This is a genomic window from Nitrospirales bacterium (assembly GCA_031315865.1).
Taxonomy (GTDB): domain Bacteria; phylum Nitrospirota; class Nitrospiria; order Nitrospirales; family UBA8639; genus JAGQKC01.
Map to the genome: position 1 here is coordinate 815,197 of JALDRJ010000002.1, position 26,201 is coordinate 841,397.

Annotated in this window: 24 protein-coding genes; 10 read left to right on the forward strand and 14 right to left on the reverse strand. The window is 50.3% G+C overall.

Annotated elements, in window-relative coordinates:
- Window positions 1-195: 195 nt before the first annotated feature.
- A complete protein-coding gene (locus MRJ96_03840) occupies window positions 196-1,578 on the reverse strand; it encodes an outer membrane protein transport protein (GenBank protein ID MDR4500570.1) in 1,383 nt (460 codons plus the stop codon).
- 228 nt (window positions 1,579-1,806) lie between these two features.
- Between MRJ96_03840 and MRJ96_03845 the strand changes: the two genes are divergently transcribed.
- The 3 genes from MRJ96_03845 (at window position 1,807) to MRJ96_03855 (ending at window position 8,977) form a co-directional block, all read left to right on the forward strand.
- The gene (locus MRJ96_03845; GenBank protein ID MDR4500571.1) at window positions 1,807-2,205 is read left to right on the forward strand and encodes a VOC family protein; all 399 of its coding nucleotides are present in this window, start codon (window positions 1,807-1,809) and stop codon (window positions 2,203-2,205) included.
- Window positions 2,206-2,225: 20 nt separating this feature from the next.
- On the forward strand, window positions 2,226-4,004 hold the full coding sequence (gene uvrC / locus MRJ96_03850) for an excinuclease ABC subunit UvrC (protein ID MDR4500572.1): 1,779 nt from the start codon (window positions 2,226-2,228) through the stop codon (window positions 4,002-4,004).
- A 734-nt stretch (window positions 4,005-4,738) separates the two neighbouring features.
- Window positions 4,739-8,977: a PAS domain S-box protein gene (locus tag MRJ96_03855; GenBank protein MDR4500573.1), complete on the forward strand. Its 4,239-nt coding sequence runs from the start codon at window positions 4,739-4,741 to the stop codon at window positions 8,975-8,977.
- Window positions 8,978-9,208: 231 nt separating this feature from the next.
- On the opposite strand, the gene panC is transcribed toward MRJ96_03855, so the two are convergent.
- The 5 genes from panC to MRJ96_03880 form a co-directional block, all read right to left on the reverse strand.
- Window positions 9,209-10,060, reverse strand: coding sequence for a pantoate--beta-alanine ligase (gene panC / locus MRJ96_03860; GenBank protein ID MDR4500574.1), 852 nt, complete (start codon window positions 10,058-10,060; stop codon window positions 9,209-9,211).
- Window positions 10,057-10,614, reverse strand: a complete 558-nt coding sequence (gene folK, locus MRJ96_03865) for a 2-amino-4-hydroxy-6-hydroxymethyldihydropteridine diphosphokinase (GenBank protein ID MDR4500575.1) — start codon at window positions 10,612-10,614, stop codon at window positions 10,057-10,059. Before folK ends, panC begins: the two co-directional genes overlap by 4 nt.
- 60 nt (window positions 10,615-10,674) lie before the next feature.
- Window positions 10,675-11,850: an LL-diaminopimelate aminotransferase gene (locus MRJ96_03870; protein MDR4500576.1), complete on the reverse strand. Its 1,176-nt coding sequence runs from the start codon at window positions 11,848-11,850 to the stop codon at window positions 10,675-10,677.
- A 182-nt stretch (window positions 11,851-12,032) separates the two neighbouring features.
- On the reverse strand, window positions 12,033-12,719 hold the full coding sequence (locus MRJ96_03875) for a type 1 glutamine amidotransferase (GenBank protein MDR4500577.1): 687 nt from the start codon (window positions 12,717-12,719) through the stop codon (window positions 12,033-12,035).
- A gap of 135 nt (window positions 12,720-12,854) precedes the next feature.
- The gene (locus MRJ96_03880; GenBank protein ID MDR4500578.1) at window positions 12,855-13,529 is read right to left on the reverse strand and encodes a methyltransferase domain-containing protein; all 675 of its coding nucleotides are present in this window, start codon (window positions 13,527-13,529) and stop codon (window positions 12,855-12,857) included.
- 390 nt (window positions 13,530-13,919) lie between these two features.
- Between MRJ96_03880 and MRJ96_03885 the strand changes: the two genes are divergently transcribed.
- The gene (locus MRJ96_03885; GenBank protein ID MDR4500579.1) at window positions 13,920-14,585 is read left to right on the forward strand and encodes a hypothetical protein; all 666 of its coding nucleotides are present in this window, start codon (window positions 13,920-13,922) and stop codon (window positions 14,583-14,585) included.
- 37 nt (window positions 14,586-14,622) lie between these two features.
- Here MRJ96_03885 and MRJ96_03890 read toward each other — a convergent pair whose 3' ends face one another.
- The 3 genes from MRJ96_03890 to MRJ96_03900 form a co-directional block, all read right to left on the reverse strand.
- The gene (locus tag MRJ96_03890) at window positions 14,623-16,380 is read right to left on the reverse strand and encodes an ABC transporter ATP-binding protein/permease (protein MDR4500580.1); all 1,758 of its coding nucleotides are present in this window, start codon (window positions 16,378-16,380) and stop codon (window positions 14,623-14,625) included.
- Window positions 16,381-16,494: 114 nt separating this feature from the next.
- Window positions 16,495-16,638 carry a hypothetical protein gene (locus tag MRJ96_03895; GenBank protein ID MDR4500581.1) on the reverse strand — a complete coding sequence of 48 codons (144 nt, stop codon included), beginning with the start codon at window positions 16,636-16,638 and terminating at the stop codon, window positions 16,495-16,497.
- A gap of 107 nt (window positions 16,639-16,745) precedes the next feature.
- On the reverse strand, window positions 16,746-16,841 hold the full coding sequence (locus MRJ96_03900; GenBank protein ID MDR4500582.1) for an AURKAIP1/COX24 domain-containing protein: 96 nt from the start codon (window positions 16,839-16,841) through the stop codon (window positions 16,746-16,748).
- A 237-nt stretch (window positions 16,842-17,078) separates the two neighbouring features.
- Here MRJ96_03900 and MRJ96_03905 point away from each other — a divergent pair, with 237 nt between their 5' ends.
- Window positions 17,079-17,561: a hypothetical protein gene (locus MRJ96_03905; protein ID MDR4500583.1), complete on the forward strand. Its 483-nt coding sequence runs from the start codon at window positions 17,079-17,081 to the stop codon at window positions 17,559-17,561.
- 59 nt (window positions 17,562-17,620) lie between these two features.
- Window positions 17,621-19,240: an L-aspartate oxidase gene (gene nadB, locus MRJ96_03910; protein MDR4500584.1), complete on the forward strand. Its 1,620-nt coding sequence runs from the start codon at window positions 17,621-17,623 to the stop codon at window positions 19,238-19,240.
- Between the two features lie 11 nt (window positions 19,241-19,251).
- Here the strand turns inward: nadB and MRJ96_03915 are convergent, their stop codons facing one another.
- The 3 genes from MRJ96_03915 to MRJ96_03925 all read right to left on the reverse strand — a co-directional run bounded on the left by MRJ96_03915 (window position 19,252) and on the right by MRJ96_03925 (window position 22,313).
- Window positions 19,252-20,136: an aminotransferase class IV gene (locus MRJ96_03915; GenBank protein MDR4500585.1), complete on the reverse strand. Its 885-nt coding sequence runs from the start codon at window positions 20,134-20,136 to the stop codon at window positions 19,252-19,254.
- Window positions 20,137-20,201: 65 nt separating this feature from the next.
- Window positions 20,202-21,707, reverse strand: coding sequence for an anthranilate synthase component I family protein (locus MRJ96_03920; GenBank protein ID MDR4500586.1), 1,506 nt, complete (start codon window positions 21,705-21,707; stop codon window positions 20,202-20,204).
- A gap of 12 nt (window positions 21,708-21,719) precedes the next feature.
- Window positions 21,720-22,313, reverse strand: a complete 594-nt coding sequence (locus MRJ96_03925; GenBank protein ID MDR4500587.1) for a hypothetical protein — start codon at window positions 22,311-22,313, stop codon at window positions 21,720-21,722.
- Between the two features lie 149 nt (window positions 22,314-22,462).
- On the opposite strand from MRJ96_03925, the gene MRJ96_03930 reads away from it, so the two are divergent.
- Genes MRJ96_03930 through atpF form a run of 4 tightly spaced genes read left to right on the forward strand, consistent with a single transcriptional unit; the run spans window position 22,463 to window position 24,238 of the window.
- A complete protein-coding gene (locus MRJ96_03930; GenBank protein ID MDR4500588.1) occupies window positions 22,463-22,681 on the forward strand; it encodes an AtpZ/AtpI family protein in 219 nt (72 codons plus the stop codon).
- 22 nt (window positions 22,682-22,703) lie between these two features.
- Complete coding sequence (locus tag MRJ96_03935; protein ID MDR4500589.1) at window positions 22,704-23,429, forward strand: F0F1 ATP synthase subunit A; 726 nt, start codon at window positions 22,704-22,706, stop codon at window positions 23,427-23,429.
- Between the two features lie 60 nt (window positions 23,430-23,489).
- Window positions 23,490-23,717, forward strand: a complete 228-nt coding sequence (atpE, locus tag MRJ96_03940) for an ATP synthase F0 subunit C (protein ID MDR4500590.1) — start codon at window positions 23,490-23,492, stop codon at window positions 23,715-23,717.
- A 14-nt stretch (window positions 23,718-23,731) separates the two neighbouring features.
- Window positions 23,732-24,238 carry a F0F1 ATP synthase subunit B gene (gene atpF / locus MRJ96_03945; GenBank protein ID MDR4500591.1) on the forward strand — a complete coding sequence of 169 codons (507 nt, stop codon included), beginning with the start codon at window positions 23,732-23,734 and terminating at the stop codon, window positions 24,236-24,238.
- Between the two features lie 80 nt (window positions 24,239-24,318).
- On the opposite strand, the gene larE is transcribed toward atpF, so the two are convergent.
- Together larE and rlmN are read right to left on the reverse strand one after the other, a co-directional pair.
- On the reverse strand, window positions 24,319-25,140 hold the full coding sequence (larE, locus tag MRJ96_03950; protein ID MDR4500592.1) for an ATP-dependent sacrificial sulfur transferase LarE: 822 nt from the start codon (window positions 25,138-25,140) through the stop codon (window positions 24,319-24,321).
- A gap of 22 nt (window positions 25,141-25,162) precedes the next feature.
- A complete protein-coding gene (gene rlmN, locus MRJ96_03955; protein MDR4500593.1) occupies window positions 25,163-26,167 on the reverse strand; it encodes a 23S rRNA (adenine(2503)-C(2))-methyltransferase RlmN in 1,005 nt (334 codons plus the stop codon).
- Between the last annotated feature and the right edge of the window lie 34 nt (window positions 26,168-26,201).

Here is a 26,201-nt window from a genome sequence, read left to right on the forward strand (position 1 = left end):
CTATTCAGTCTTATCGGGCGTTATCGGCACGTTTTCTGGAACACTAAAGTCTTTTTTCTAGGAAAAGACTACTTCGTTTCGCCCCTCACCAGTCAGGCCTCGTTTGACGAAAACACAAGCGTCAGGACGCCGATGTTGGCGGTACTGAATACAGGAAGAGGAAACACTCTTGTCGAATGTTCCAGAATCGGAAGGTTAAAACAGAAGACGCAGAGTAAAGGCTCCAACATGCAGCGTGGAATCCCACTCACCGTTAATCAAGGCTCCATTGATATTGTTGCTGATTCCACGTGTTTGTCGAAGCAAGACCTGATACGCTAAATCTACCCCTATGGCCTTGAGGCCAAGACCATCACAACTCACAACACCAAGAAAATGCCCCCCTGGACCGCACAGGAATCCAAACCCGACAGAGGGAGCTTGATAGGTCGCATCAGGAACGCCTGGTTCGAACGTGGAGCTTGGGATCGGACTTTCCGAATACACGTAGCCTCCTCGCAGGGCCACTTCCCAATGAGGAAGCACGGCGGGGCGGAGCCATCGATGCTCCGTGCCCAGCATCACGATAAAGGCATCATTATAATTGCGCTGGAAAGGGACCGTCAGACCGTTTGAAAGGTTGAGATTGAGGTTTTTGAATTCTTTCCAGTCCTCATAGTCGACATCGACTTCGATTTTCCATTCCCGAAATTCATCCCGCACAGGCCAGAAGGCGATTCCAAAAGAGTAAATATCGGGAAGTTCAACGGTGGTCGATGAATCAGCGACCACGGCTCCACCGGCTAGAAACTGCCCCTTGAGGTTGAGATCGGCGCCACCGCGAAACACGAATCCTACATTCACGATAGGTTTGCCATCCTCGTTACGCCATGGCGTCCATAACAGACTGGCATTAAACCCCACGGCTGTATCCGTTCCATTGGCCTCCAACACAGTGCCAGCCGGTAGTCCAAATGGATTCCCTGGGGCCGCAACCTGCTTGAACTCTCCCTGTCCCTCACCCAGGAAACTGCTAAAGGTGAAGATATCGATACCGGCCCCGAGCGAAATATACTCATTGACCTTCAATGCGACCGTGGGTTTGATATCGATAAGCGGTAGCTCTACGCTCATCACAACCGGAGCCACTTGACTCGATGCCGGGTATTCAACGCTAATCCCAAACGGATTGGTCAGGCCTACACCCACTGTCCAGTCCTTGAGCCATTCACTCCCCAAATCGCCAAGATGCGCAGTCAAGTACAAATGAGTAGGAAGCGGGAATGCCACGGTCCCACCAAACCCTCCGTTGACTTTGGCTCCGGTGACACTGTCATAGTCGATGTCTGCTCCGACGAGCAGAGCGCCACCGGAAAATTGAACACCTCGGAGTTGAGTCATGCCAGCGGGATTAAAGTGTATGGCCGATGGATCATCGGCTTGAGCAAGAAAGGCCGTTCCCTGTCCGGTCGCCGATGCGCTTTGGTCCAAGATTCGAAATCCGGCACCGAGTGCCGCCGAGTGAAAAGTCATGACCGACAGTCCTGCGATGACTACACTCATGAGAAACCGTTGATAGAACGAGAGACCGTTTTGCATAGTGTGTGTCCCTATCTGTGGAGAGGGAGTGTTGTGTGGTACGGAGAGCTGAAACGTAAGGGCAATCCCTAATGATAGCATATCTGTAGGAGTTGGATAGACTCGTTGAATGTCTGGAATAGCACGTCGCAGCGCATCCTCCTTTTTAGGGTTGTCACTCCTTCGTTTCTTGTTGGAACCGGTCTCGATCGTTAGAATAGAGCGTTAGGACGTGAAAGGAGGAAGGGCATGAATATTACGAAACTACTTCATACTCGGATGCGGGTGAGTGACATGTCGCAAACAATCGCCTTCTACCGGGATGTCTTAGGATTAGAAGTCATCGAGGAAAAAGTCTCGCCTCGGGGATCGCATTTGGCATTCTTGGCAGTCCCTAATAGCGACGAACTCATCGAATTATGCAGTTTTCCTGCCAGTGGCCCCGTGAAGGTCCAAGAGGACCTCGTCCACTTGGCATTCCAAGTCCCAAACCTAGACGACACCATACGAGAATTGAATGAGAAGGACATCCCGATTACGGATGGCCCCACTACTTCTTCTTCCGGAAGCCGTTTCATCTTCGTGGATGCCCCTGATGGCTACGAAATCGAATTCATTGAACGCCCGCCCGGGGTCACAATCGTCTAGGTTCGTTCTGTTTTTAACGCATGCATACTGACTATCCGCGCGACCATGATCACGATACGGACGCACCGCCGGTCGATCTCGATCAAAAACTCCGCATCCTTCCGAGCCAGCCCGGCGTGTATCTCTTCAAGAATGCCAAAGATGAGATCCTGTACATCGGAAAGGCTGCGGTCTTATCGGATCGTGTGCGATCGTATTTTCAAACGAGGGCAGACTTCTCACCAAAAATCTCCGTATTAAGTTCCCTCATCCGGGACATCGAGACCATTGTCACGCAATCCGAGCTCGAAGCGCTGCTCCTCGAAAGCAACCTGATCAAACGGCATCGCCCACGGTTCAATGTTGTCCTGCGAGACGACAAACAATATCCCTATCTTCGATTGCCCATCAAAGAGGATTTTCCTCGGCTGTCGATCGTCCGACGAGTCAAACGGGATCATGCGCTATATTTCGGCCCTTACGTTCCCACTGGAGCCATGCGGGAAACGATAAAAATTATTCGCAAGGTCTTTCCTCTGGCAACCTGCGCCATCGATATCGATGGCACCGCGGACCGAGCATGTTTAGAATTCGAGATCAAACGCTGCATGGCCCCCTGCACGGGCAATCAGAGCAAAGAGGAATATCATCGCATCGTCAAACACGTCTGCCTGTTCTTGGAGGGTCGCGATCGCGAACTCGTCGACTCTCTCCGTTCGGACATGTACGCGGCCGCGGATCGAGAAGAGTTCGAAACAGCCGCTCGATTACGGGATCGCATCGCTCGTGTTGAAAAGACGCTTGAAAAGCAACGTATTACGCAGGTCGGCGCCATTGATCAAGATGTATTCGGCATCGCTCGATCTGGATCCGCCATTGACCTGCAATTGCTGTTCGTTCGAGGGGGCTTGCTCATCGGCCGGAAGGACTTTTTCTGGAATGATGGCCAGGACGCGACTGACGCGGAACTGATCCGATCGACGATTGAACAGTTCTACAACAAAGACATGCTGCCACCCAAGGAACTCTTGGTCCCCACCAGGTTCGCCGACCAAGATCTCGTGAAAACATGGTTGAGCGAGAAAAAAGGTCAACCGGTAAGAATTCTGGTTCCGGCGCGGGGTGCGAAACATGATCTGATTACATTGGCCCGAGAAAATGCGACCGTGGCACTCGACCATCATTTGCACAAGCAAAACAAAGAACAAATTGCACGTCGAGAGCTACAAGGCCTGCTCCACCTTCCCCAAGAACCCATGCGAATCGAGGGATTTGACATTTCCAATACCATGGGGACGAATTCCGTCGCCTCCATGGTCGTCTGGGAAGACGGCAAGATGAACAAGTCTGACTACCGACGCTTCAAGATTCAGACTGTCGAAGGGGCCAATGATTTTGCCAGTATCGAGGAGGTGATTACACGTCGCTACGGCGGGACTCTGGCAGAGAAGAGCGACAAAGCCCTGCCATTGCCTGATGTCATCCTCATTGACGGGGGACAAGGACAGCTGAACGCCGCAGTCAGGGCTCTACAAAAACTCCAACTTTCACGAACGCCTGTATTCGGCTTGGCCAAAGCGAAAGGTCAGAAAGAGGAACGCATATACCGCCCAGGCGACTCCTCCCCTATTGTGTTACCTCGAGATTCACAAATCAGCCGCCTAGTACAAACTATTCGTGACGAAGCGCACCGATTTGCTATCCGCTATCATCGTCGACTTCGTTCTCAATCCATCATCCCCCTTCAATCGACACGACGCCGGAACGTTTCGCGCCAACGAACCGGAACAACAGAGCAAGGGTCGGAAGACAAACGATGATTATCGTGAGTCGTGAGGTCACAACAATTTCCGCCATACACATTTTTTATTTTTCACGGTCTGCGGCGGCGTCTATTGACTCCTTACCCCTACACTCCTTACGTTTCACTCATCTAGAAGTGAGATCGACCACCTCTTTAATATTATGCTAACCAACCATCCTCTCCTAGCGTGGACAATCAGCATTTTGTTTTCCCTCTTGGCGATCTCCTTCGTCATTCAATTGGTCGATGATGCCGGGGATCCAATCGTGTTGGATCCAAATCACAAACTCGAACTTCCTCCCCCTCCACAATCCATGTACCAAATAGGAAAAGAGTCCCAACGCCCACCAACACGGACTGATCAAAAGACATCCCCCTCCATAAAACAACACCCAGAAAAGAACGCCATCAATCCGTAACGAACCACGATCTCATCCCCTTGACGGTTTCTAAACTCTCTAATCCAGCGCACCTTAAGAAATTCAGGCTATATCCCGACAAAGACGACAATACGTCTCCAAAGCTTGAGCCGTGACTCTCGACAGGACGTTACCCCACAAGAGCCATAAGCGATGGGCTGTGAATGAGTCTTTTGATAGCCATCAATACATTGTTTCTTGCGCACATCAAACTTCTGGTCCACCTAATTCTAAACCGGATCAATTGAAACCCTCTTCATGTTTGAGGCAGACAATCTTGAACCATTCGTAGCGTCCATCGCGCCACTCATGGAAATCCCATTCAACGCTCATGAGTGATCATCATCCCAACTTCACCCAATATCAATCGTTTGATTACCTGCCTGACGGGATCTGCATTATCCAAAAGAATTGGCTTATCAGATATTGGAATCTTACGCTTCAAGAATGGACCGGGCTTTCTAAGGCATCCGTCGAAAACAAGTCACTCCCATCGCTATTCCCTCATTTAGTCAGGACGCAATGGATTTCTCGGCTGAGTCCCTTGTTTCAAGGTGGCTCTCCCGTCACATTTGAACCTGGACTCGCCCCTCCCATTTTCCCATCCCTGCTTTCTGGAGGCCAACCTCGCATTCAACACACGATCGCCAAGGCCATACGAACTTCAGATGACCAGGAGTGGGAGATATTGATCACGACGCGAGATGTGTCAGGCTTGCCGGAAAATCTTTACGGGGGAGACAAGTCTCAAACGCGCACCCTTCAGAAAATTGACCTACCTTCAGAATCGCAAGGCAGTCGGTCGACTCATGAAAATTGGCTGGCTATCGTTGCGAACAATATCCCGGCACTGATCGCGTATTTTGACTCGACATGTCGCTATCAATTTGCCAATCAACGCTATTTGGATTTTTTCCAGTTGACAGAAGATCAAATAATCGGAAAACACGCTCGAGACATTCTTCCGGAAGACGTGTACGAACAGACGGTCAAAAACCAGGTAGATCGAGCTACAGATAGAAAACAGACCAGATTTCAAATCAAAATAAAGGATGGCGTAGGTCGCCAACGCTGGATAGAGCTAACCTATGGACCATATCATGATCTCCATGGGCGATTTCTGGGATTCTTTGCCGTCATGCTGGACATTCATGAACGAAAATGTGCTGAAGAAGAATTGCGCAACTTATCAGATCGTCTACAGCTGGCCACCCAATCAGCTCATATAGGTATTTGGGAGTGGGACATTCATTCGAATGTTCTTACCTGGGATGAACAGATGTTCAGGATATTCGCGGTAGATAGAAAAGCGGTAGATAGAAAACACGTTAACGGCTGCTATAACTACTGGCGTCAAACCGTGGTCCCGGAGGATCTCCCAGCGGTCGAGGCGATAATCCAATCGGCATTACAGGACCGAACAGCGTTTCAGACAGAATTTCGCATTAGATGGCCGGATCAATCGATTCACTATATCCAGGCTTACGGCATCATTCAATACGATCACCAACATGAACCTGTTCGCCTGATCGGGGTCAACTGGGATATTACCCGGGATAAAAAAGTGGATGAACAGTTCCGCCTAGTCGTCGAAGCCGCGCCCAGTGGAATGCTGATGGTCGACAACAAGGGCAACATAGTCTTGGCGAATCAACAGATTGAAACCATTTTTGGGTATACGCGGGAAGAACTCATGGGACAGTCTGTCGAAATGTTGATACCCAAGCGTTTTCAACGACATCATAAGACATACCGAGAGGGATTTTTCATCAAACCACAGACTCGTAGCATGCGATCAGGCGACGGGATACTTGGTCTTCGAAAGAATGGAACGGAATTTTCAGCAGAAATTGGGCTGAGTCCACTCGTGACAAATCAAGGCACGTTCGTACTTGCCGCGATCTTCGATATCTCTGAACGGAAAAAAATCGAATATCGCATAAAAGCTGAACACGACATCGCCAAAGCATTGACCGAAGCTTCCTCATTGGATGAGGCAGCTCTTCCTCTTCTCCAAGCCATTTGCGTCAATCTTCAATGGGAAGTTGGGGCGTTCTGGAAACCTCTTGAACGTGATGAAGAGCTTTTTTGTGTCGGCATGTTTGAAATGACTCCCGATTCTCATCCCACGTTTCGAAAGGAAACCTTCAACACGACATTTGCCCCGGGCATTGGCCTGCCAGGCCGTGTCTGGCAGAACGGTAAGCCAGCATGGATCAAAGATGTGACGACAGATATGAATTTTCCTCGTGCACCGTTCGCAGAGGCCGAAAACCTCCATACGGCAATCGCGTTTCCCATTGAAATGGATGGATATCTATACGGAGTCATGGAATTCTTCTGTTCAGAGCTCCTTAGTCCAAACACGGACATTTTGGCGATGATGAAAAACATCGGTCGTCACGTTGGTCAATTTGCCAAACGAAGAGACGCCGAACTGAGGGTCGCGACCAGCGCACATATTTTGGAGCAGCAAAATCGCGATCTTGCCCATGCACGAGATGAAGCGCTTTCAGCGGTCAAGGCGAAATCCGACTTTCTTGCCACGATGAGTCATGAGATCCGCACGCCCATGAATGGCATCATCGGGATGACTGACTTATTACTGAACACCTCATTAGACGATGAACAATTGGATTTAGCCAAGACCGTCAAGTCTTCAGGAGAACTTTTACTGAAGATTATCAATGACATCTTGGACTTCTCCAAGACAGAAGCCGGGAAATTAAATCTAGAATCCATTCCATTTGACCTCCGCTCCTGTATTGAAGAAGTCCTGGATTTGCTCGCGGAACGCGCAGAGGCGAAAGGTCTTGAGCTGATCAGTATCGTCTACGCATCCACCCCCACGGCCCTTATCGGAGATCCAGGGAGAATTCGTCAGATCGTGATGAACCTGGTAGGCAATGCTATTAAATTCACTGAAAAAGGCGAAATCGTCTTGCGGGTTTCCGCCCCTCAGCAACAGGAAGAGTTCGTGCACATTCGAATGGAAGTATCCGACACAGGCATTGGAATGTCCGAGGAGGTCCAAAGCCGTCTCTTTCAATCCTTTACACAAGCCGACAGTTCAACAACGCGCAAATATGGAGGAACCGGACTTGGGTTGGCCATATGCAAAAAACTCGTGACTCTCATGGGTGGTGAAATCGGCGTGGACACTTCGCTGGATCAGGGAAGTACATTTTGGTTTACGATTCCTTTGAAACAACAGGACCATGAAACATCAACGTCTGTTGCACCTCCCAGCTTTCTTCGGAACATTCGAATCTGCCTCGCCGAAAGTAACGATACGGTCAGATTCCTTATTCGACACTATGTGCAGGATTGGGGATCGGTTTGTACAGCCACGGCGACAGGAGCTGAGACAATCGCCAGATTACAAGAAGGTATCACAAGACACGAGCCTTACGAATTGACGATCATCGGACGCCAACTTGACGACATGGATGGCATTGAACTCGCCCATTTCATCAAATCCGATCCACGTATCGCCAGTACTCGAATGGTCCTCCTGTCCTCTCTTGGGCAACGGGGAGAGGCCCGTTCCGCTCAAGATGCCGGATTTTCAGCGTACCTCACAAAACCCGTCAAACAGGAGCAATTGTATAAGTGTTTGACGATGGTCATGGGGAAAACGCAATCCGCCACGGATCAAGTGGAAGCCACGACAACATCTCTGATCACCAGACACACACTGATGGAAGATGAAAACCGAAAAAAGATTCGGGTCTTATTAGCTGAAGACAACGTGGTCAATCAAAAAGTCGCTGGAAAAATGCTCAATAAACTGGGCTATCGCGTCGACATCGTCACAAATGGGAGAGAAGCCATTGAGGCCCTGGCTCAAGCTTCGTATGACCTCATTTTCATGGATTGTCAGATGCCTGAGATGGATGGGTGGGAAGCCACAAGAAGAATCCGTGCAGTGGAACACGAACAGCTGAATACGGATGAGGAGTCTGTGTCTCAGGCCTCACGCGTCACATCTCACGTGCCAATTATCGCCATGACGGCGAATGCCATGAAAGGTGACCGGGAAAAGTGTCTAAATGCGGGCATGGACGATTTCATCTCTAAACCCGTGAAGCTTGAACAATTAGAGGAAACCTTACAGCGATGGACCACTCGAAGCACAGAATCAGAAGAACGCTCGAATGTCCTGAGTCAAAACCTTTCGTCACCAGCTCCATGCATAGCTCAAGAAGTTCCTCCGTTGGACATGAACGTTCTGGATGAACTTCGTGCATTGGGAGGGGAGGAAGACCCTGAATTTTTCTCTTCAGTGATCGATCAATTTCTGGAAGACATCCCTCCCCATCTCGATGCGATTCGTCAAGCCATCGAACAACATGATGCCGATTCCCTGATGAAAGCCGCACACGGGTTTAAAGGGAGTTGCCGGTACATCGGCGCCAAGCCATTGGCCGATCTCTGCTTTAGCCTTGAACAGCTGGGGAGGCAAGGGACGACGGAGGGAACCGATTCTCTTCTTGAACAGTTTGACGCCGAACTTTTTCGCGTCCAACGAGCATTACAATCGGAACACCAAATTCAGATTCGTTCCTAACTTGTACTCTCGCAACTGGACACCATTTTCCCTCTACCTTTGATCTGTCGATTCAAACTCTCTAAATCTGAGCGAACTACTAATCCGCTGAGCCATGAGATGACAACCATACCCTGGCTCAGCCACGCAATTCGACGATCCGTGTCTGCTGGAACCTGGCTGAGGTCATGTGAGTTACTGAACAGACCTGTTGTTTGTTAGCGGATTAGTCGACCGCATGACTCATCCGGATTATCTGGAGATCTGGACGAGCAGGTTATCAAGCAATCGCACCTTTCCAAGGCGAATAGCTCCAAGCAAGACCATCTTTCCTTGCGCATGCTTGAGCGGTTCAAGGGTGTCAGCATGGCACACGGCTAAATAATCGACCTTGGCATGCGACTCGTCCTCGACCACCCTCCTCATGAGTGCCTCAATCCGGGAAACGGACGCCGCACCTCGTTGAATCGCCGACTTCCCTGCCTGAAGAGCCTGGTAGAGAAGGGGAGCCCGTTGACGTGCGTGTTCCGACAAGTATTTATTCCGAGAACTTAGGGCTAATCCGTCCGCTTCGCGTATTGTGGGACAACGCACAATTTGCACATCGTGGTTCAAATCTTCGACCATACGCCGGACAATACAGAGTTGTTGATAATCTTTTTGACCGAAGTAGGCACAATCCGGTTTCACCAGATGAAACAGCTTTGTCACCACGGTCGTGACCCCTTGGAAATGCGTGTTGCGTTGAGCGCCTTCCCAGCGTTGCCCCAAATGATTGACCGTGACGAATGTTTGAAAATCCGATGAATAGAGGTCTTGGCGCTTGGGAATAAAGACGGCGTCTATCCTCTCGTTCCGACATATGGCGATGTCCGCTCGTCGAGGACGGGGATACTCATCCAGATCTTCCGTCGGACTGAATTGCAATGGATTGACGAAGATACTGACCACCACATTCTGGCACGAACGTCTGGCTCGCTTCATAAGAGACCGGTGCCCTGCATGCAATGCCCCCATCGTTGGGACAAAACCAAGAAGCGCGTCCTCCACATGGCGTTGTTTCCGCCATCGACGAAGAGCGTTGACTGACCGGAGTATTTTCATGCCGTACGCGGAGGGGGAGAAACGCAAGACGGGCGATTCCCATAACGTGAGCCGGGAACCAGGTCTAAACGCCGAACATCCGACGAATCATCGACTGCGCGGAGAAGATCCAGCGTTGATTGATTGAGAAGTGGATGATTCCACTCTGGGTCGATTTCGACTAACGGTTCCAACACGAATCGGCGGAGATGAAGTCGTGGATGAGGAATCGTGAGGCCTGGTTCATCGATTATCTTCCGACCATAAAACAGAATATCTAGATCCATGGTCCGTGGACCGTTCCGGTTCTCTTGATCACGCCCGAGCGCTCTTTCGGTCTCCTGGCAAATTTCGAAGAGCCTCTGAACAGAAAGCCCAGTCTCGACTGTCACCACGCCATTGTAAAACCAGGTTTGGCCCAGCCGACCTTCCGAATCTACCGGTTGCGTTTCGTAGTATGACGACACGCCGACTAACTGAGACTGTGGTAGCAATCCCATGAGCGCGATGGCCCGATCGCAAAACTCTTGTCGATCGCCGACGTTAGAGCCAAATCCAATGAACGCCGTTTCCATAGACCACACACAATACTGGAGAGAAACGAGGCAGGAAAGCCTGACACCTTCTTCTAGTAGTTACCAGCCTATCTTCTGCATCCGATCGACGGCTTCCGCCAGCCGTTCTTTCGGCGTGGTCACCGTCATACGAATATACCCTTCACCAGGATCTCCAAACCCGTTACCCGGAGTCGTTACGATACCAGCCTTTTCGATTAAATGAGCGGTAAATGAGGCCGATGTGAACCCTTTCGGGACCTCAATCCACACATAAAACGCCGCCGCAGGATTATTGAGAGTCAATCCAAGACGTTGTAGGCCTGGGACGAGAACATCACGTCGCTCCTGATAAATCTTTCGAAGGCCGTCAGTCAGTTGGTCATCAGATTCTAGAGCCGTAATACCAGCCTCCTGAATCGCCTGGAAAACCCCTGAGTCAATATTGGTTTTAACTTTCCCTAGGCCGGCGATGACATCTTTGTTTCCGACCGCAAACCCGATTCGCCATCCAGTCATATTAAAGGTCTTCGACAATGAATGAAATTCGATACCCACATCCATCGCGCCTTCGGCTTCGAGAAAGCTGGGCGGCCGTTTCCCATCATAATAAATCTCCGTGTAGGCCGCATCATGGCAGACAATGATGTGATGCTCCTGGGCAAACTCCACAACACGTCGAAAGAAGCCTTTCTCGTACACGACGGACGTCGGATTATTCGGAGAATTTAAAAACATCATTTTGGCCTTTCGGGCCACGTCCTTGGGAATCGCATCCAAATCCGGGAGAAATCCATTCTGCTTCACGAGTGGCATGATGTGGGCAATGCCTCCGGCAAAACTCGTGGCCACTGGATACACTGGATACCCTGGGCTGGGAATTAAGACGACATCTCCAGGATTGATGAACGCCATGGGAACATGGCCAATCCCTTCTTTTGACCCGATCAAAGTGACGATTTCAGACTTTGGATCAGCATTCACCCCAAATCGCTGCTTGTACCAGCCGGCAACAGCTGTACGAAACGATATCATGCCGTCGTAGGAAGGATATTGATGGTGTTTGGGGTCTTCTGCAGCTTGTTTAAGGCGCTCGATAATCGGAGCCGGCGTCGGCAAATCGGGATCCCCTATGCCCAAATTGATGATATCCATCCCCCTTTCAATCGCCCGTCGTTTCATCTCATCAATCGCCGCGAATAAGTACGGCGGTAAGGTTCGAATACGATCGGCGTACGTGATAGGAAATCCGCCCATGAATGCACACTCCTTTCTTATCCTTGGAAGTACCGTAACGTGTATCTCGTCACACACAATCCCGTTTCGCCTGTTCGTCCCGATCAACGAGGCGATGCAGGCCTATGCACGTTACTCCAGGAACAAGGGCCTAATCAAGAAGCTCAGGGTAAACGGCTCGGGGACTATGTAAGAAAACCCTCTTAAAGAGACGCTGACGTTAAGTGTGTGATCAATCGATCGGCGCAGGCATGCAGTTGAGGAAATGCTGGCAGGGCGCGTGACATTATCGCTTCTGGAGAAAGACCGCTGCGCGTCACATCGTCTGGACATTGTTGACAGAGTTCCTGGACACCCGTCGCATCCAGCTCAAGGTGAAATAACAACGCATAGACGCTGGTGCCATAGCGATATGCCTGCACGGGATCGCGTTCGGATCCAGCAAGATGTACCGTGTTAGGAGGAAGCTCAAATCCTTCTCCGTGCCATTGGAATACATCAAATTTCCGAGGCATCGTCTTGAAGACAGGGTCTTCTTGCCCTTCTTCACTCAATATGATCGGCATCATGCCAATCTCAAAATGGTCACGAGGCGTGACGGGATTGCCCATTGCCTGTGTCAGCAATTGCGACCCCAAACATACACCCACGATTGGAATATTTTTTGACAGAGCCGCTTGTACGTACACGAGCTCTTCTGACAACCATGGATCTGAATCATTCACCGACATGGGCCCGCCCATGAGCAATAAAAAGTCACCCAGCTCGGGAGGAAGCCCGTGTTCTGGAACAAGTTGCCGTAAGACTTGATAGCCCTGCCGCTCCAGCGAAGCCTGAAAGACTCCAGGACCTTCAAAGGGCACATGCATGAGACAATGTGCGGTCTTCATGAATACAACGTTGAACAATTCCCGGCACGAAGCGCGTAGGACGAGAGTTCCATCCAATAAAGTGTTCAGACCGACAATGTGTTTAGGTACAGTCGGTTTGAACGGAACCAGGCAAAGTGTGGAGTGTGAAGCAGGTCACTTGACGGAGACAGCCGGCATTGCATGGCCATTTTTTTGATTGACGCATTCCACCAGATGCCAAAAGCGAAGAGGGTTTACTTTCTTTTTTCTTTCTACGACAAGGGTGGTCCCTTCTAAGACGGTATTGAGGGATAAGTCGGTTCGAAATCCAATGTGTTTACAGAGTGGGGAGATCATTTTTTCAACCGCGGCGATGACTTTGTTGCCATTGCTGAAGTGATTCAGCATCACAATGCGACCGCCAGGCTTACAGACGCGGATCATCTCTCGCACAACTCTCCGATAATCCGGAACGGCCGTGACGACATATGCCGCCATGACGATGTCGAACGAATCACTCTCAAGGTCCATATGAGCCGCATCCATTCGTCGCAAGCTTACATTCGTGAGGCGATGGGTTTGAATCCGTTCTTTAGCTTTCTCTAACATCCCTTCCGAAAAATCTATACCAAGAATTTCACAATAATTTGGGTACAAGGGAAGCGCCTCTCCGGTCCCGATTCCAACTTCCAAGACCCGGTCCCCTGGCTGGATCGGTAATCCTCGGACGGCCGACTCTCGTGATTGCTGAAAGACACGGCCAAAGGTTTGGTCATACATACCGGCATAATTTGTATACACCTTTTCAACTTTGTCGAGGTCCATATACCCTCCAAGAGACGCTTTCACTGATTCGTTCACACGCATTGAGTGAATTGAATATCAATCACATTAATAATGAAACATGAATAAGAAATCTGGTTGGGGATCGTTCAGTTAGGCGGGATACCCGGATGTTGGCGCCGTAGTCGGGACGGCCCACCTCCGCATGACGTTGGCATAATCTACCCAACTTTCAAGGTAGAGTCAACAGATAAGACCACAACTTTCTTCTCGATGAGAAAACAGGAATCAATCACGAGTAATCCTGAAACCTGGGGATATCTCCACTACGACCGATAAACAGGGATTGCAATGCGATCACCTGGTTTCCTACAATCTGAACCTTCATTCCATACGGTATGATAACCTCATCTATATTTCAGGTAAAAAGAAGACTCGGCGAAAGGAAGAATCATAATGCCATTACGCAATCATTTTTTCCCCCTCTTCTGCCTCGTCTTACTCACCACTGAGCTTTTCACGTGGGATTCCCTCTCCAGATACGCCTATGCCATAGACGTAGACCTGACCATGGAACAGGCCAAGCAAGCCTTGTCTCATGGCCGTGAGTCGATGGAAAAGGCTGAAAATGTCGAAGATGTCGCGAACATTATGAAGGCGGCAGAACGAGCCATTCGCGTCGGAGACAATCCAGAGGAAGCCCCCTGCGGCCCCCACGCCATTCTTCGTACACGTCGGTATTGGCTGGAATATTTCGGTCGGCGAGAAGCCGCTGAATCGAAACGCCAGAAAAAAACGGTACGTATGCCGGATAGTAAAATAGAAGAAATCTTAAAAATGCCGTACCTTGAGGTCGAAGTTCGTCTCTGTGGTGATGAGGAGTTTTTCGCCGAAGGGGTTGATGTGGCGTTACAGCAGGGGAGAACCATGGCTCGTCCTGTCGATGTTGGAGCCGCTGAGCGCGGGAAGAAAAACCCCGGTGACGTCCCAAGTTACCGGTCTCGCTTTACGGCAAGATTTGCCTATGCGGACTTCGACCCAACAGCCGAAAGCACGTTGGCAGTTTTTTTTCCTGATGGAAACCTCATCAATATCAATGCCGATCTTTCGAAAATTCACTGAACGTTCTGACTGACATATTTCGTATCTGATTCTTTTCTCATATTTCTGGGCTGGCCTCTTCAGCTCCCTTTTCCCATTCTGCCATTTTCAACGTATAGAGATGGTGATAGAGTCCCCGAAACTCGAGTAACGCGGCGTGCCGGCCTTGCTCAACGATCTGTCCGTGATTCAACACGAAGATCCGGTCAGCTGATTGAATCGTCGTCAGGCGATGCGCGATGATCACCGTCGTTCTTCCCTCCATAAGTTTATCCAGAGCGGCTTGGACAAGCGTCTCTGATTGACTATCGAGGGCCGACGTGGCTTCATCCATGATTAAAATCCTCGGATTTTTCAGGAATGCTCGAGCAATAGCTATACGTTGTCGTTGACCACCGGACAGGTTCACGCCTTTTTCTCCGACGAGTGTTTCATACCCGTCCGGCAGAGAAAGGATGAACTCATGCGCATTGGCGCCGAGACTTGCGGCATAGACCTCTTCCTTGCTCGCGTCACGACGGCCATAACGAATATTTTCGAAAATCGTGTCGCCGAACAACACGGTCTCCTGGGGAACCAACGCGATTTGCCGGTAGAAGCTATCCAATCGACATGTTCGTAGGTCATGGCCATCGATAGAGATACGTCCATCTATAGGATCATAAAATCGGTGGAGTAGATTGATAATCGTAGTTTTCCCCGCACCCGTCGGCCCGACAAAAGCCACACGTTCCCCGGGTTGAATCTCGAATGACACATCAGACAACACCCGCTGCCTTGGATCATAGGCAAACTCGACGCGATCAAATTGTATGTGGCCCTGAATTTTGGGAAGAACGTTCATATCCGGTGAATCACGAATTTCCGGCTGGGCATCAAGAATCTCAAAGACTCTGGTCATGGCGCCTTGCGTTTCCTTAAACTGCGCGAACACTCGGGCCACGGAGCCGAACGGACCGATGAGGATGCCGGCAAACAGGACGAAGGCAAAGAGATCTCCCGGTGTCATCGTTCCTTCGATGACCTGCTTTCCTCCATACCAGAGGACTGCGATCGCCATCGAAAATGTGAGGAGGGTAATTACCGGAATGAAGACCGCCAAAATGGCTGTTCGTCGTAACGTGGTGGCCACGAGCTCATCGGAAGCAGCCCGAAATCGCTGCTCTTCCCGAGGCGTTTGCACAAAAGACTTGACGATACGTATACCCGAAATCACCTCTTCTATAAGGGTCGTTAGCTCAGCCGTACGATCTTGAATCTGGACGGAGAGTGATTTCAAACGACGGCCGAAAAGACGAGCCACGAGCGCCAACAGCGGCAACAGCAATAGAATCAGGCCACACAGACGCCAATTCATCATCACGAGAAACCCGACTCCACCAACCACGGTCACAAGATGTTTGACGGAATCGATAGGGGTTTCCGTCAACATGGACTGAATGACTCCCACGTCGTTCATGAGCCGCGAAACGATCTCTCCCGTACGTCTTTTCGAAAAAAAATTGAGTGATAACTGCTGGACATGGCTGAACAGTCGCACTCGAAAATCAGCCACAATCCTCTGTGCGACCTGTGACGTTAAATAACTCTGCGCCATCGACATCAAACTCTGCCCAACCATGAGCCCTAAAAAGACCCAGACCGCCGAAGTGAGCTGCGCCAGATCCCGTTGAACGGTGATGAGATCCCACAGGTTTCCGGCATAGCGAATTAACAGGAGATTCAGTGCGGCAACCCCCATCACCAGCAAGGCGGAAACGGCCATCTTAAAAAGGTACGGGCGGAGGAAAGGGAGAAATCGAGAGAAAGTGGCCATGTCGTATTGATGGGGAAAGAACTACAGCGTAAGACCAGCCTTGAGAAGGCGTGAGGATGAAACAGAAACGTGCAGAAGAGAAGACGACAAGGGAGGGCTAGGGCACAAGTTTCATCAGTCCAATTGAGTCACAGACTCAATCATATTTTTGTTTAAAGCCACGAAGTCAGCCGGTTCGCTCTCATTCACGATCACTTCGGTCAAATTAATGAACAACACTGATTCATCGTTCAAGACGTCAGAGATTCTGTTACGCATGGGAGGAATCAACAGACTCCCCACATAGGTATTAAGAGAGGAACGGATTCGAATACGCGCTTTTTTTCCCTGAGTCATATGTCCCTATGGCTCAGAATGATGAGCCGTTAATTCCGACGACGCGCAAATTTCATTCGACGACGGAGTTTCTTATGCTTATGTTTTCGCATTTTTTTTCTCCGCTTTTTGACGACGCTTGCCATAGACTCTTTCCTTACAGACGCATAGGGAGTAAAAGGACTATCCCGATTGTATCAGAGAAACCTAAAACTTCAACCGTAAAACCTGTGAGTTGAACACAGGAAGGGTAAGTATCACAGGCTCATAAAAGGTGTCAAGAAATATGCAGATGGCCGGATTGCCTTCATCGGACCTTTCGACTCTGTATCTTTTCACGAATCGACTTGACCTCTTCTCTCGCGTGCTCGGTATAATGTGCCGTGACTGAACCAACGATGATACGCGCATGGTCCTTACTTCTTCTCATCCTCAGTTCGACGGGATTTCTTATCAGTTGCTCCTCTGATCCTCCTCGGTATCCTGAAAGCCATGCACGATTTGAACGAATCGTCGAAGCGGTCAACGTGCTACGACAGGCTTATGTCGCTCAAGACCTGGAAAAGATCAAGGACCTGCTTCTCCCGCTCGAGACGCTCCAGCGGTGGGAGCGAAGCGTTCAGCGAGACTTCGAGACCTATTCCAGCATTGAGTTAGATCTTTCGATCGACCGAATGGTCATTAACGGCGATCTGATCTCTGTCCTCGTTTCATGGCAGGGAGAATGGAAAGAATCTCCTGAAAAACAAAGCATAAAAGAACGAGGCCATGGGACACTGCATTGGAGCGGAACACACGTCATTTTGCTCAGTGGCGTGGAAGGCAATTTACCGTTTGGCATGGCTGACCGACAAGCCATGTCTTAGTCGATTCTCAACCTCCGTTTCTGTATTTTTACTCACGCCCACGCTACACCTCATCATCTATGGCCCTCGCTCACACACCGCAAGTCACGCAAATCATCGAGACGGACTTCCTCGTCATCGGAAGCGGAGTCGCGGGAATTCGGGCAGCCTTAGAACTGTGTCATCATGGCCGAGTTCTCATGGTGGCCAAAGGCGGCCCACAAGAAAACAGTACACTCTTCGCGCAAGGCGGCGTCGCCGTGGCGTTAAGCGAGGAAGACCACGTCGATCTTCATTTTACGGACACGATGAAGGCCGGGCACCAGCTTTGCCGTAAGCCTGCGACTAAAGCCCTTGTTCAGGAAGGACCAGCCCGTATCGAAGAACTCCTTGAATGGGGGGCTAAATTCGACAAAGTAAAAGGCAAACTGGCTTTTGCTCATGAAGGCGCTCATAGCCGGCGTCGGATTTTACGCGCGGGAGGCGATGCAATCGGATGCGAGATGGTCAGGGTGCTCACGACTCATGCCCGGCTCCAACCGAACATTCAGTGGATCGGCAATCAATTCAGTATCGACCTCGTCGTGCTTGACGGTCGGTGTTGTGGTGCTGTCATCCTCGAAGAGCAGACTGGTCAGCTAAAAGTCATCCTTGCGGCCTCGACTGTTCTGACGACTGGAGGGGCCGGACAGGCCTATGCTCGCACAACTAACCCGATCAGCGCCACCGGCGACGGCATGGCGATGGCTCTAAGAGCCGGGGCAGCACTCGAAGACATGGAATTTGTCCAATTTCATCCTACCGCGCTGTATTTACCCTCGAGTCCTCCCTTCCTCCTTTCAGAAGCCATGCGAGGAGAAGGTGGCCGGCTGAGGAACAACAAGCGGGAGTTTTTCATGAAACGGTATCACAAGGACAAAGAACTCGCTCCACGTGATATCGTCGCCAGGGCCATCTGGTCCGAAATGCAAGCCACGAAGGCCCGGCATGTCTATCTCGACATCACGCATCTCAGCGCAGGGTTTATCAAAAAACGTTTTCCGACTATTTACACCACCTGCCTTCGGTACGATATCGATATTACCGAAGAATGGATTCCTGTCTCACCCAGCGCGCATTACTGGATGGGAGGGGTACACACCGACCTCAACGGGGCGACGACCTTACCAGGGCTGTTTGCAGCTGGTGAAGTGGCGTGCAGTGGCGTACATGGCGCAAACCGCCTGGCCAGCAATTCTCTCCTCGAAGGATTGGTATTTGGTCTGCGCGCGGCACAGGCCGCGGTTACATTCGCCACACGCTCCTCGTCCTCGCACCCCTCTATTCGTGAATTCCGGCTCAAGCACAGATCACCGTCGAGACCGGTCAAAGATGCAGAAAAACTTCGAAATTCCCTTCGTCGCTTAATGTGGACCAAGGTAGGACTAATTCGTCATGGGGACGTCCTTCGTCAGGCAGTCCGGCAACTCAAACAGTGGGAACAAACACTGGAACAATCCCCCCTAACGCGGACGAACATGGAAACACGGAATCTGATCACAGTTGGGCGATGCACGACAGAAGCCGCATTATGGAGAAAAAATAGTGTCGGGGCACATTTCAGGTCAGATTTTCCAATCTATAAAGGCCTTAACTGGAAAGTTCATAGTCGCTCTCATCGTCCAGGAAAGGCTAAACACTTTCCCTTACGATTGAAGTAGAAATCGCGACACTATTCCCTATCGAGAAAACGACTGAGATTTGCCTGGAATAATTCATGAATTTTCATGGTCCACACGCCTGGGAAGCCTGTTCCAATGGAGCAATTTTGGATCTCTGATACCGGCATGACTTCCAGTCCAGTATTGGTAATAAAACATTCCTCTGCATGCAAAAGCTGCTCAGGACTAAAAATTCCCTCCTGGACACTCATTCCGTTTTCTCGTGCTAAGGACAATACCACATCGCGGGTCACCCCACGAAGAATCCCACATTCAACGGAAGGCGTATGCAGTCGTTTCTGATGAACAAAAAAGATATTGCTCGTCGTGCATTCTGTCACGAATCCATCCATATTCAACATGATGGCATCGAAGCCGCCAGCCTGATCCGCCTCATGTTTAGCGAGAATATTATTCAAAAAGCTGAGGGCCTTGACGGCGGGAGGTTGCGCAGCAGTAGGATTCCGTCGGGTCTTCACCAGAGTCAATCTGACCCCACGCTCACGCCATGTACGTGTATCCGATCTTACCATTCGCGCCATCATCACAACCGTCGGGCGTGGACATAACTCTGGGTCCAATCCGATTTCCCCGACCCCTCGGGAAATCGTGACCCGAACCAATGCGTCTGACAACTCATTCCGCGACAATATCTCTGCCAAAAGCTCAGGCCATCGACGTTGAGGGAACGGCAACGCCAACCCGATGCGCTCGCAAGACTCGCGCAGGCGATCGATATGCGCTTCAAGTTGAAAAAACTTTCCGTCATAGGCGCGCAACGTTTCAAACACGCCGTCACCATACAAGAAACCATGATCGAATACCGAGATCACGGCGTGAGCGCGAGGCACGAACCGATCGTTTACATAAATCCATTCAGGAGGTACAGGCTTCATTGACCTCTCCACTGAAGACGCTTTGGCCTTGGACCTGGGATGCATGACCGGGTGAGATGACGTTTTCAGCCTGCGTCTTTTTGAGTGAAGGCCTGAAAAAACGCTTGTGCTTTATGAACCGTCTCATCATATTCTTGATCTGGATTTGAATCGGCGACGATTCCTGCGCCAACCTGAAGGTATCCTCGCTCTTTCGTCAACAAAAGTGTACGAATCAATATATTCATATCCATATCTCCAGACCAGCTGATATACCCGAGAGAACCGGTATAGACGCCACGTCGAACGGGTTCTAACCGTTCGATGATCTCCATACAATGAACCTTGGGAACTCCTGTGATCGTTCCGCCCGGAAAAGATGCCCGAAGGACATCAAAAGCCGTCAGCCCCTCTCGGAGGAGGCCAGCAACATTTGAGACAAGATGAGAGACATGGGAATACCGTTCAACCCTCATGAATTGATCCGCTGCGATGGTGCCATACCGGCATACCCGACCAAGATCATTGCGCGCGAGATCAACAAGCATGAGATGCTCCGCACGTTCTTTCGGACTTGCCAATAACTCTTCGATGAATCGCCGATCCTCCGTGAGAGTCGAGCCACGTGGTCGCGTGCCAGCGATCGGCCGGATATCGACGCGCTGCCCTTCCGACCGAACAAGGCGTTCAGGAGAATTCGAGACCAATGCGTAGTCCTCGAACAAGAACAGTCCAGAAAACGGCGAGGGATTGACCTCACGAATTTTCTGATACCACTGCGCACCCTGAACATGTGGCGAAAACGGTTTTTGTCGAGTGAGATCGACAGAAAAACGATGAGAGAGATTGGCCTGATAAATATCCCCCGCAGCGATAAAATCCTGACATTCTCGCACTCGATGCACATAGTCTTTTCGTGATTGCTGGCTTTGAATACGGGGCACTCCGGCCCGGCGATCTAGCGACAGATCAACAGATTCGACAACACTCTGCAATCGTTCTTGCCATTCCAGAATTCGGGACTTTCCCTCTCTGACGAGCTGATCTCTTGACTCGCCGAGCCATCGTCTGGGATCAGGTGAAAAAATAAAATGAAGAGCTTGGTCGACATGGTCGAGCACAGCCGCGAGCTCCACGAACATAAACCACATATCAGGAACATCAAGATCATCAACCGCCTCACTTGGCAAGCACTCAAATCCACGCACCATGTCATAACTCAGAAATCCGACGGCTCCGCCGAGAAATGGCGGGAGATGTGGCGACCGTTTGTACGGCGATATCGTGAAAAACTCCGTCAAGGCTGAAAAGGTATCCCCCTTTCCAGAAATCGTTCCATCTTTATTCCACACTTCATACCGATTTTCTTTGGCTGAGAATGTTCGGTAGGGATCGCATCCGATGATCGAATAGCGAGCGATGGCCGGGTTCTCTCCCCCACTCTCCAATAAAAAAGACGGAGGCGAACATCCAGTTAATCGTACGTAAAGCTCAAAGGGGGATTCACAGGGTAAGGGGACAGAAAGACTTAAGGGTTCTGCAGAGGTGGCATGCAGGAACCTCCTGGTTGACCAGGCACTCGACGATGACATGCCCCTCATGGATCACGGATCTGCCTTTGTGGGAGACTCAAGCGCTTCGGCAGCTTCGCTAGGGGTTAGCAGTCCTTTATTGACGAGTGTGTCCAGGAGGCCTTTCACAGATTTTGACGAGACACGTGGTTCCCCACGAACTTGGAGAGTCGGCGGAAAAAATCGCAAGTAATCTGGATTATCGAGTGCGATCGTGATTGGCTCGCTTTCTTCAAATGGATCTAAATCTTTTTTATCGCCGACCGGAATGTGGAAATAAGGTCTTCCACTTGAAGTATATCCGTCAGCTCCGGAAATCTGGATACGGTCTGAAACATCATGCCCACTCAGTTCGATGATTTTTTCCACAACCAAGACCAGAGATTCGCCCACTATCGGATCACCGGTCTGATTCTTGACTCGAACGACATATTCGATATGACTCACCGAAGTGAGTTGACCACTCGAGAATGGATCATGTTCTTTGTAAGAAATACTGGGTACAACCCCGGTGGTCAGATTCTGAAGATCATCAACGGTTTCAGCGCCCACGACCACGGAAAACACTGTCAAAATTGCCAGTATCGCACCTAAAATTCCCTTGGTATACGCGATGGAACGCTTCATAAAGTAATTGGTACCATAGCTGATTCATAAAAACCAGTAACAGCCACACCACTCACAAGTCTTTCTATGCCTCATCGCTTGACAAATTCAAGGTTTTTTTGTTTAGATTCGGCTCCTTCCGTGGTCTTATGCTTGCCGGTGCGTAAAGAATGGCACCTTCTCAGAACCCAATGTTTGCTGGGTTGGGACAGGCGGTCAGGGTCAGTACAGACCTGCTAGCCTCTCTCATCGTAGGGGGAGCACTTGGTTGGCTCGTTGACACATATGTGTTAACGTCTACACCATGGGCCCTGGTCGTTGGGCTTATGCTGGGTCTCATCGCTGGCATTCGAAACGCGTACAGGACAGCGCAACGGTGGCATTCGTAATCCTTAAATTGTAGGCATATTCTTGCAAGATCCGTTACACGCCTTTGAACTACACCCGATACTTCCGCTCTCGCTTTTCGGACTCGATATTTCCTTAAACAAAGCGACAGTCGTGATGTGGGTGGTCGTCGCTCTGATTATCTGGTTCTTGTTCAGGGCCGGCTCCAGCCGGTCACTCATCCCGGGGAAGCTCCAAAACCTGGCTGAAATCTTAGTGGATTTCATCAGAGGAATCATCGAGGATACGATGGGCAAGGATGGCATGCGGTATTTCCCGCTCATCAGCACCCTGTTTCTCTTCATACTCTTTTGCAATCTTCTCGGATTGATTCCTGGGTCCTACACAGTCACGAGTCAACTTGTCGTCACGGCTGTTTTCGCCGTAGGCGTCTACCTGTTAAGTCTGGCAATCGGTTTTTCCATTCATGGTGGAAAGTTTCTCGGAATTCTTGTGCCACCCGGCACACCAGGTTGGCTCCTGCCCCTGATGATTCCGATTGAATTGATCAGCCAATTAGCGAGACCCATTTCTCTGGCCGTCCGGCTATTCGCCAACATGACAGCCGGTCACGTTATTCTCGGCGTGCTCTTCGGGCTCACGATTGCGGGAGGATTCCTGATTGGCTGGCTTCCGTTTTCGTTTACGATTGCGTTATATGGATTAGAGTTTGGGATTGCCTTTATTCAGGCCTATATTTTTACAGTATTGACGTGTGTGTATATCGGAGATGCGATGCATCTTCATTAAGAAAAGGCATACGTCGAATTTACCATTAACCCCCTACCAAAACGGGAGGAGTTCACTACGATGGATGTTGCTGGAGCAGCTTTATTAGGAATGGGGCTTGCCGCCGCAGGATTTGCGGGCGCGGGAGTCGGAATCGGGTATATTTTTGGAAAAATGATCGAAGCCGTCGCTCGTCAGCCGGAAGCTGAAGCCCGAGTCGGGAAATATATGTGGATTGGGTTCGCGTTGGTCGAGGCCATTGCCCTCTACGGATTGGTGATCGCCTTTATTATCATGGGCAAGGGATAATGAAGGGTTAGGCCATGCCACAATTTGACAGCCATTTCTTTTCATCGTTGATATTCTGGGAGTTCATCTCATTCGGGATTCTCCTCTGGGTTCTGTATAAGTTTGCACTGCCTCCCATTCTGGAAACGCTTGAAGCACGAGAGAAGAAAATCCGCGATAGTATCGAGCAGGCCGAAAAAAATCATACAGAGTCCGAAGAACGTTTAAAGACTTACGAGGCCAAGCTTCAGAACGCGGCGAAAGAAGCGGAAGGCATACTGAACGAAGCGCGAGACAAAACCCAGCGTCTTTTGGATGAGAACCAACAACGCATCCGCGTTGAAACCGATCGCTTGAGGACGGAGGCATCCCAAGAAATCGATCGAGAGCGACGCAAGGCCCTTCAAGACATCCGCAACGAAACAGCAGATTTAGCGTTACGAGTGGCCGAACAAATCCTGAGTCGCAGCCTGACGGATGATGATCACCGACGCCTTGCCCAAGAAGCCCTGACAGCCGTCTCGGACCATCAAGCCAACTAATGCAGTAATTTAACAGGTCTCTGTGCGAATGATGAAAAACGATTGGTAGAACGAGAAGGCTCAATGACTGGTTGTTACGCCTACCGTATGTTCGTGCCTCCCAAACGATAGCCTTCAAGATCCACGGTCACAAACTGAAAGCCCAGGCGTTTGATCCTCTCGACTACCCGGGTTCGGCGGGCACTGTCTTGAAATAACGCAAGCTCCGAGCCAGAGGTCTCAATCCTTGCGATCTCTTCATGGGCTCGCACTCGCACCTGGGTAAATCCCTCCCGGAATAACAACGCCTCGGCCTGCTCCACGCGCGACAGCACCACTCGAGTAATCGGAGTCCCACGAGGAATTCGAGAAGACAGACAAGCTGCCGCAGGCTTGTCCCAATTTGAAAGACCTAACGACTTCGCCAGCCTACGAATATCATCTTTTCCAAACCCCAATTCGACGAGTGGGCTTCGAACCCCTAACGACCGAGCGGCTTGAATGCCGGGACGATCATCTCCCAGATCATCCACATTCGTCCCATCAACGATGATCTTCACATCATGTGTTTTTTTGATTTTCTCAAGCAGTTGGTACAAATCCGTCTTACAGTGAAAACAACGAGACGCATCGTTTCTCACAAATTCATCGATTTCGAGCTGGTCCGTCTCGACAACTTGCAATCTCACTCCAATTTCTTCGCTTAGCCGATACACATGTTCGAGTTCAATGACCGGGAATGTCGGCGAAACAGCCGTGACCGCGATCGCATGATTGCCTAACGCATCATAGGCCGCCTTCGCAACCAACGTGCTGTCGATCCCACCGGAAAACGCGACGATCGTCGAGCCCTGGGCCTGAAACCATTGCTCTAAAGCCACATGCTTTTCGCGAATTCTTGATGGCACATCACTCTTCTTCATCGCCCTTCGAACCTTTCTACCCTCAACCACGAGTTCCGGTTGGCAGAACACCTAACTGTCCACATGCGCCAAGAACATCATCGCCCCGACTTTTTCGAATAAACACATCAAAGCCGGAACGTTGCAAGACTTCTTGAAACCGTTCGATCACGTGTTCATGCGGACGCTTATAGACGTTTCCCTGAAATTCATTAAAAGGGATAAGATTGATCTTGCAACGGATGCCATTCAATAATCTTGGAAGACGCCTGGCATCCTCGAGAGAGTCATTGATTCCGGACAACAGTACATACTCGAAGGTAATCCGGCGTCCTGGCTTCAGAGGAAATGCACGACACGCTTGCAACAGGTCAGCGAGCGGATGAAGGCGATTGATCGTTGGCATGACTCGGTCACGCTGAGCATTGGTGGTTGCATTCAGTGAAATCGCTAAATTGACCCCGAGTGAGGCAACGTCTTTCAGACGCGGCGCTAGCCCCGCGGTCGACAACGTCATTCGACGTGGTGAAATTCCGAGTCCCCATTCCTTATTGGTCAATCGTTCAATCGCCGCAGAGACATCCTCAAAATTCGCTAACGGTTCGCCCATTCCCATAAAGACTAAAGACGTGAGACGAGATGTATCCGAGAGACGATCTTGGACCGCTAAGACTTGCTCCACGATTTCATGCGCCCTGAGGTTTCGCGTAAGTCCCATTGTCCCGGTCAAACAAAAGGTACAATCTAATGTACATCCAACTTGCGTCGAGACACACAAGGTCAGGCGATCGCCTTCAGGAATCAACACACTTTCAACTTGAGCCCCATCTTCCAAGTCCAGAAGAAACTTTTTCGTTCCATCCAACGCTTCTCGAATCCTGACGCCTGTGGCCCGCGAGATCATCGCCACCGACCGAAGCTGCTCACGATTCGATAAAGAAAGATCTGTCATCTCGCTGATGGCATGTAACCGTTTTTGATACAGCCAACGCAGGATTTGAATGGCGCGGTACCTTGGCCAACCCAACGTGGCGACGAAGGACTGCATACTTGATTCACCGAACGCCGATAAGTTAACCGGC

Excerpts from the sequence above, each read along its gene's own strand:
- panC (MDR4500574.1), bottom strand. The coding sequence starts at position 10,060 with ATGAAAATACTCCGGTCAGTCAACGCTCTTCGTCGATGGCGGAAACAA.
- MRJ96_03925 (MDR4500587.1), bottom strand. The coding sequence starts at position 22,313 with ATGAAGCGTTCCATCGCGTATACCAAGGGAATTTTAGGTGCGATACTG.
- larE (MDR4500592.1), bottom strand. The coding sequence starts at position 25,140 with ATGAAGAAGAGTGATGTGCCATCAAGAATTCGCGAAAAGCATGTGGCT.
- MRJ96_03895 (MDR4500581.1), bottom strand. The coding sequence starts at position 16,638 with ATGCGTAACAGAATCTCTGACGTCTTGAACGATGAATCAGTGTTGTTC.
- MRJ96_03875 (MDR4500577.1), bottom strand. The coding sequence starts at position 12,719 with ATGAAGACCGCACATTGTCTCATGCATGTGCCCTTTGAAGGTCCTGGA.
- MRJ96_03885 (MDR4500579.1), top strand. The coding sequence starts at position 13,920 with ATGCCATTACGCAATCATTTTTTCCCCCTCTTCTGCCTCGTCTTACTC.
- MRJ96_03930 (MDR4500588.1), top strand. The coding sequence starts at position 22,463 with ATGGCACCTTCTCAGAACCCAATGTTTGCTGGGTTGGGACAGGCGGTC.
- MRJ96_03890 (MDR4500580.1), bottom strand. The coding sequence starts at position 16,380 with ATGGCCACTTTCTCTCGATTTCTCCCTTTCCTCCGCCCGTACCTTTTT.
- MRJ96_03900 (MDR4500582.1), bottom strand. The coding sequence starts at position 16,841 with ATGGCAAGCGTCGTCAAAAAGCGGAGAAAAAAAATGCGAAAACATAAG.
- folK (MDR4500575.1), bottom strand. The coding sequence starts at position 10,614 with ATGGAAACGGCGTTCATTGGATTTGGCTCTAACGTCGGCGATCGACAA.
- atpF (MDR4500591.1), top strand. The coding sequence starts at position 23,732 with ATGCCACAATTTGACAGCCATTTCTTTTCATCGTTGATATTCTGGGAG.
- MRJ96_03920 (MDR4500586.1), bottom strand. The coding sequence starts at position 21,707 with ATGTCATCGTCGAGTGCCTGGTCAACCAGGAGGTTCCTGCATGCCACC.
- rlmN (MDR4500593.1), bottom strand. The coding sequence starts at position 26,167 with ATGCAGTCCTTCGTCGCCACGTTGGGTTGGCCAAGGTACCGCGCCATT.
- MRJ96_03915 (MDR4500585.1), bottom strand. The coding sequence starts at position 20,136 with ATGAAGCCTGTACCTCCTGAATGGATTTATGTAAACGATCGGTTCGTG.
- atpE (MDR4500590.1), top strand. The coding sequence starts at position 23,490 with ATGGATGTTGCTGGAGCAGCTTTATTAGGAATGGGGCTTGCCGCCGCA.
- MRJ96_03845 (MDR4500571.1), top strand. The coding sequence starts at position 1,807 with ATGAATATTACGAAACTACTTCATACTCGGATGCGGGTGAGTGACATG.
- uvrC (MDR4500572.1), top strand. The coding sequence starts at position 2,226 with ATGCATACTGACTATCCGCGCGACCATGATCACGATACGGACGCACCG.
- nadB (MDR4500584.1), top strand. The coding sequence starts at position 17,621 with ATGGCCCTCGCTCACACACCGCAAGTCACGCAAATCATCGAGACGGAC.
- MRJ96_03870 (MDR4500576.1), bottom strand. The coding sequence starts at position 11,850 with ATGGGCGGATTTCCTATCACGTACGCCGATCGTATTCGAACCTTACCG.
- MRJ96_03840 (MDR4500570.1), bottom strand. The coding sequence starts at position 1,578 with ATGCAAAACGGTCTCTCGTTCTATCAACGGTTTCTCATGAGTGTAGTC.
- MRJ96_03855 (MDR4500573.1), top strand. The coding sequence starts at position 4,739 with ATGAGTGATCATCATCCCAACTTCACCCAATATCAATCGTTTGATTAC.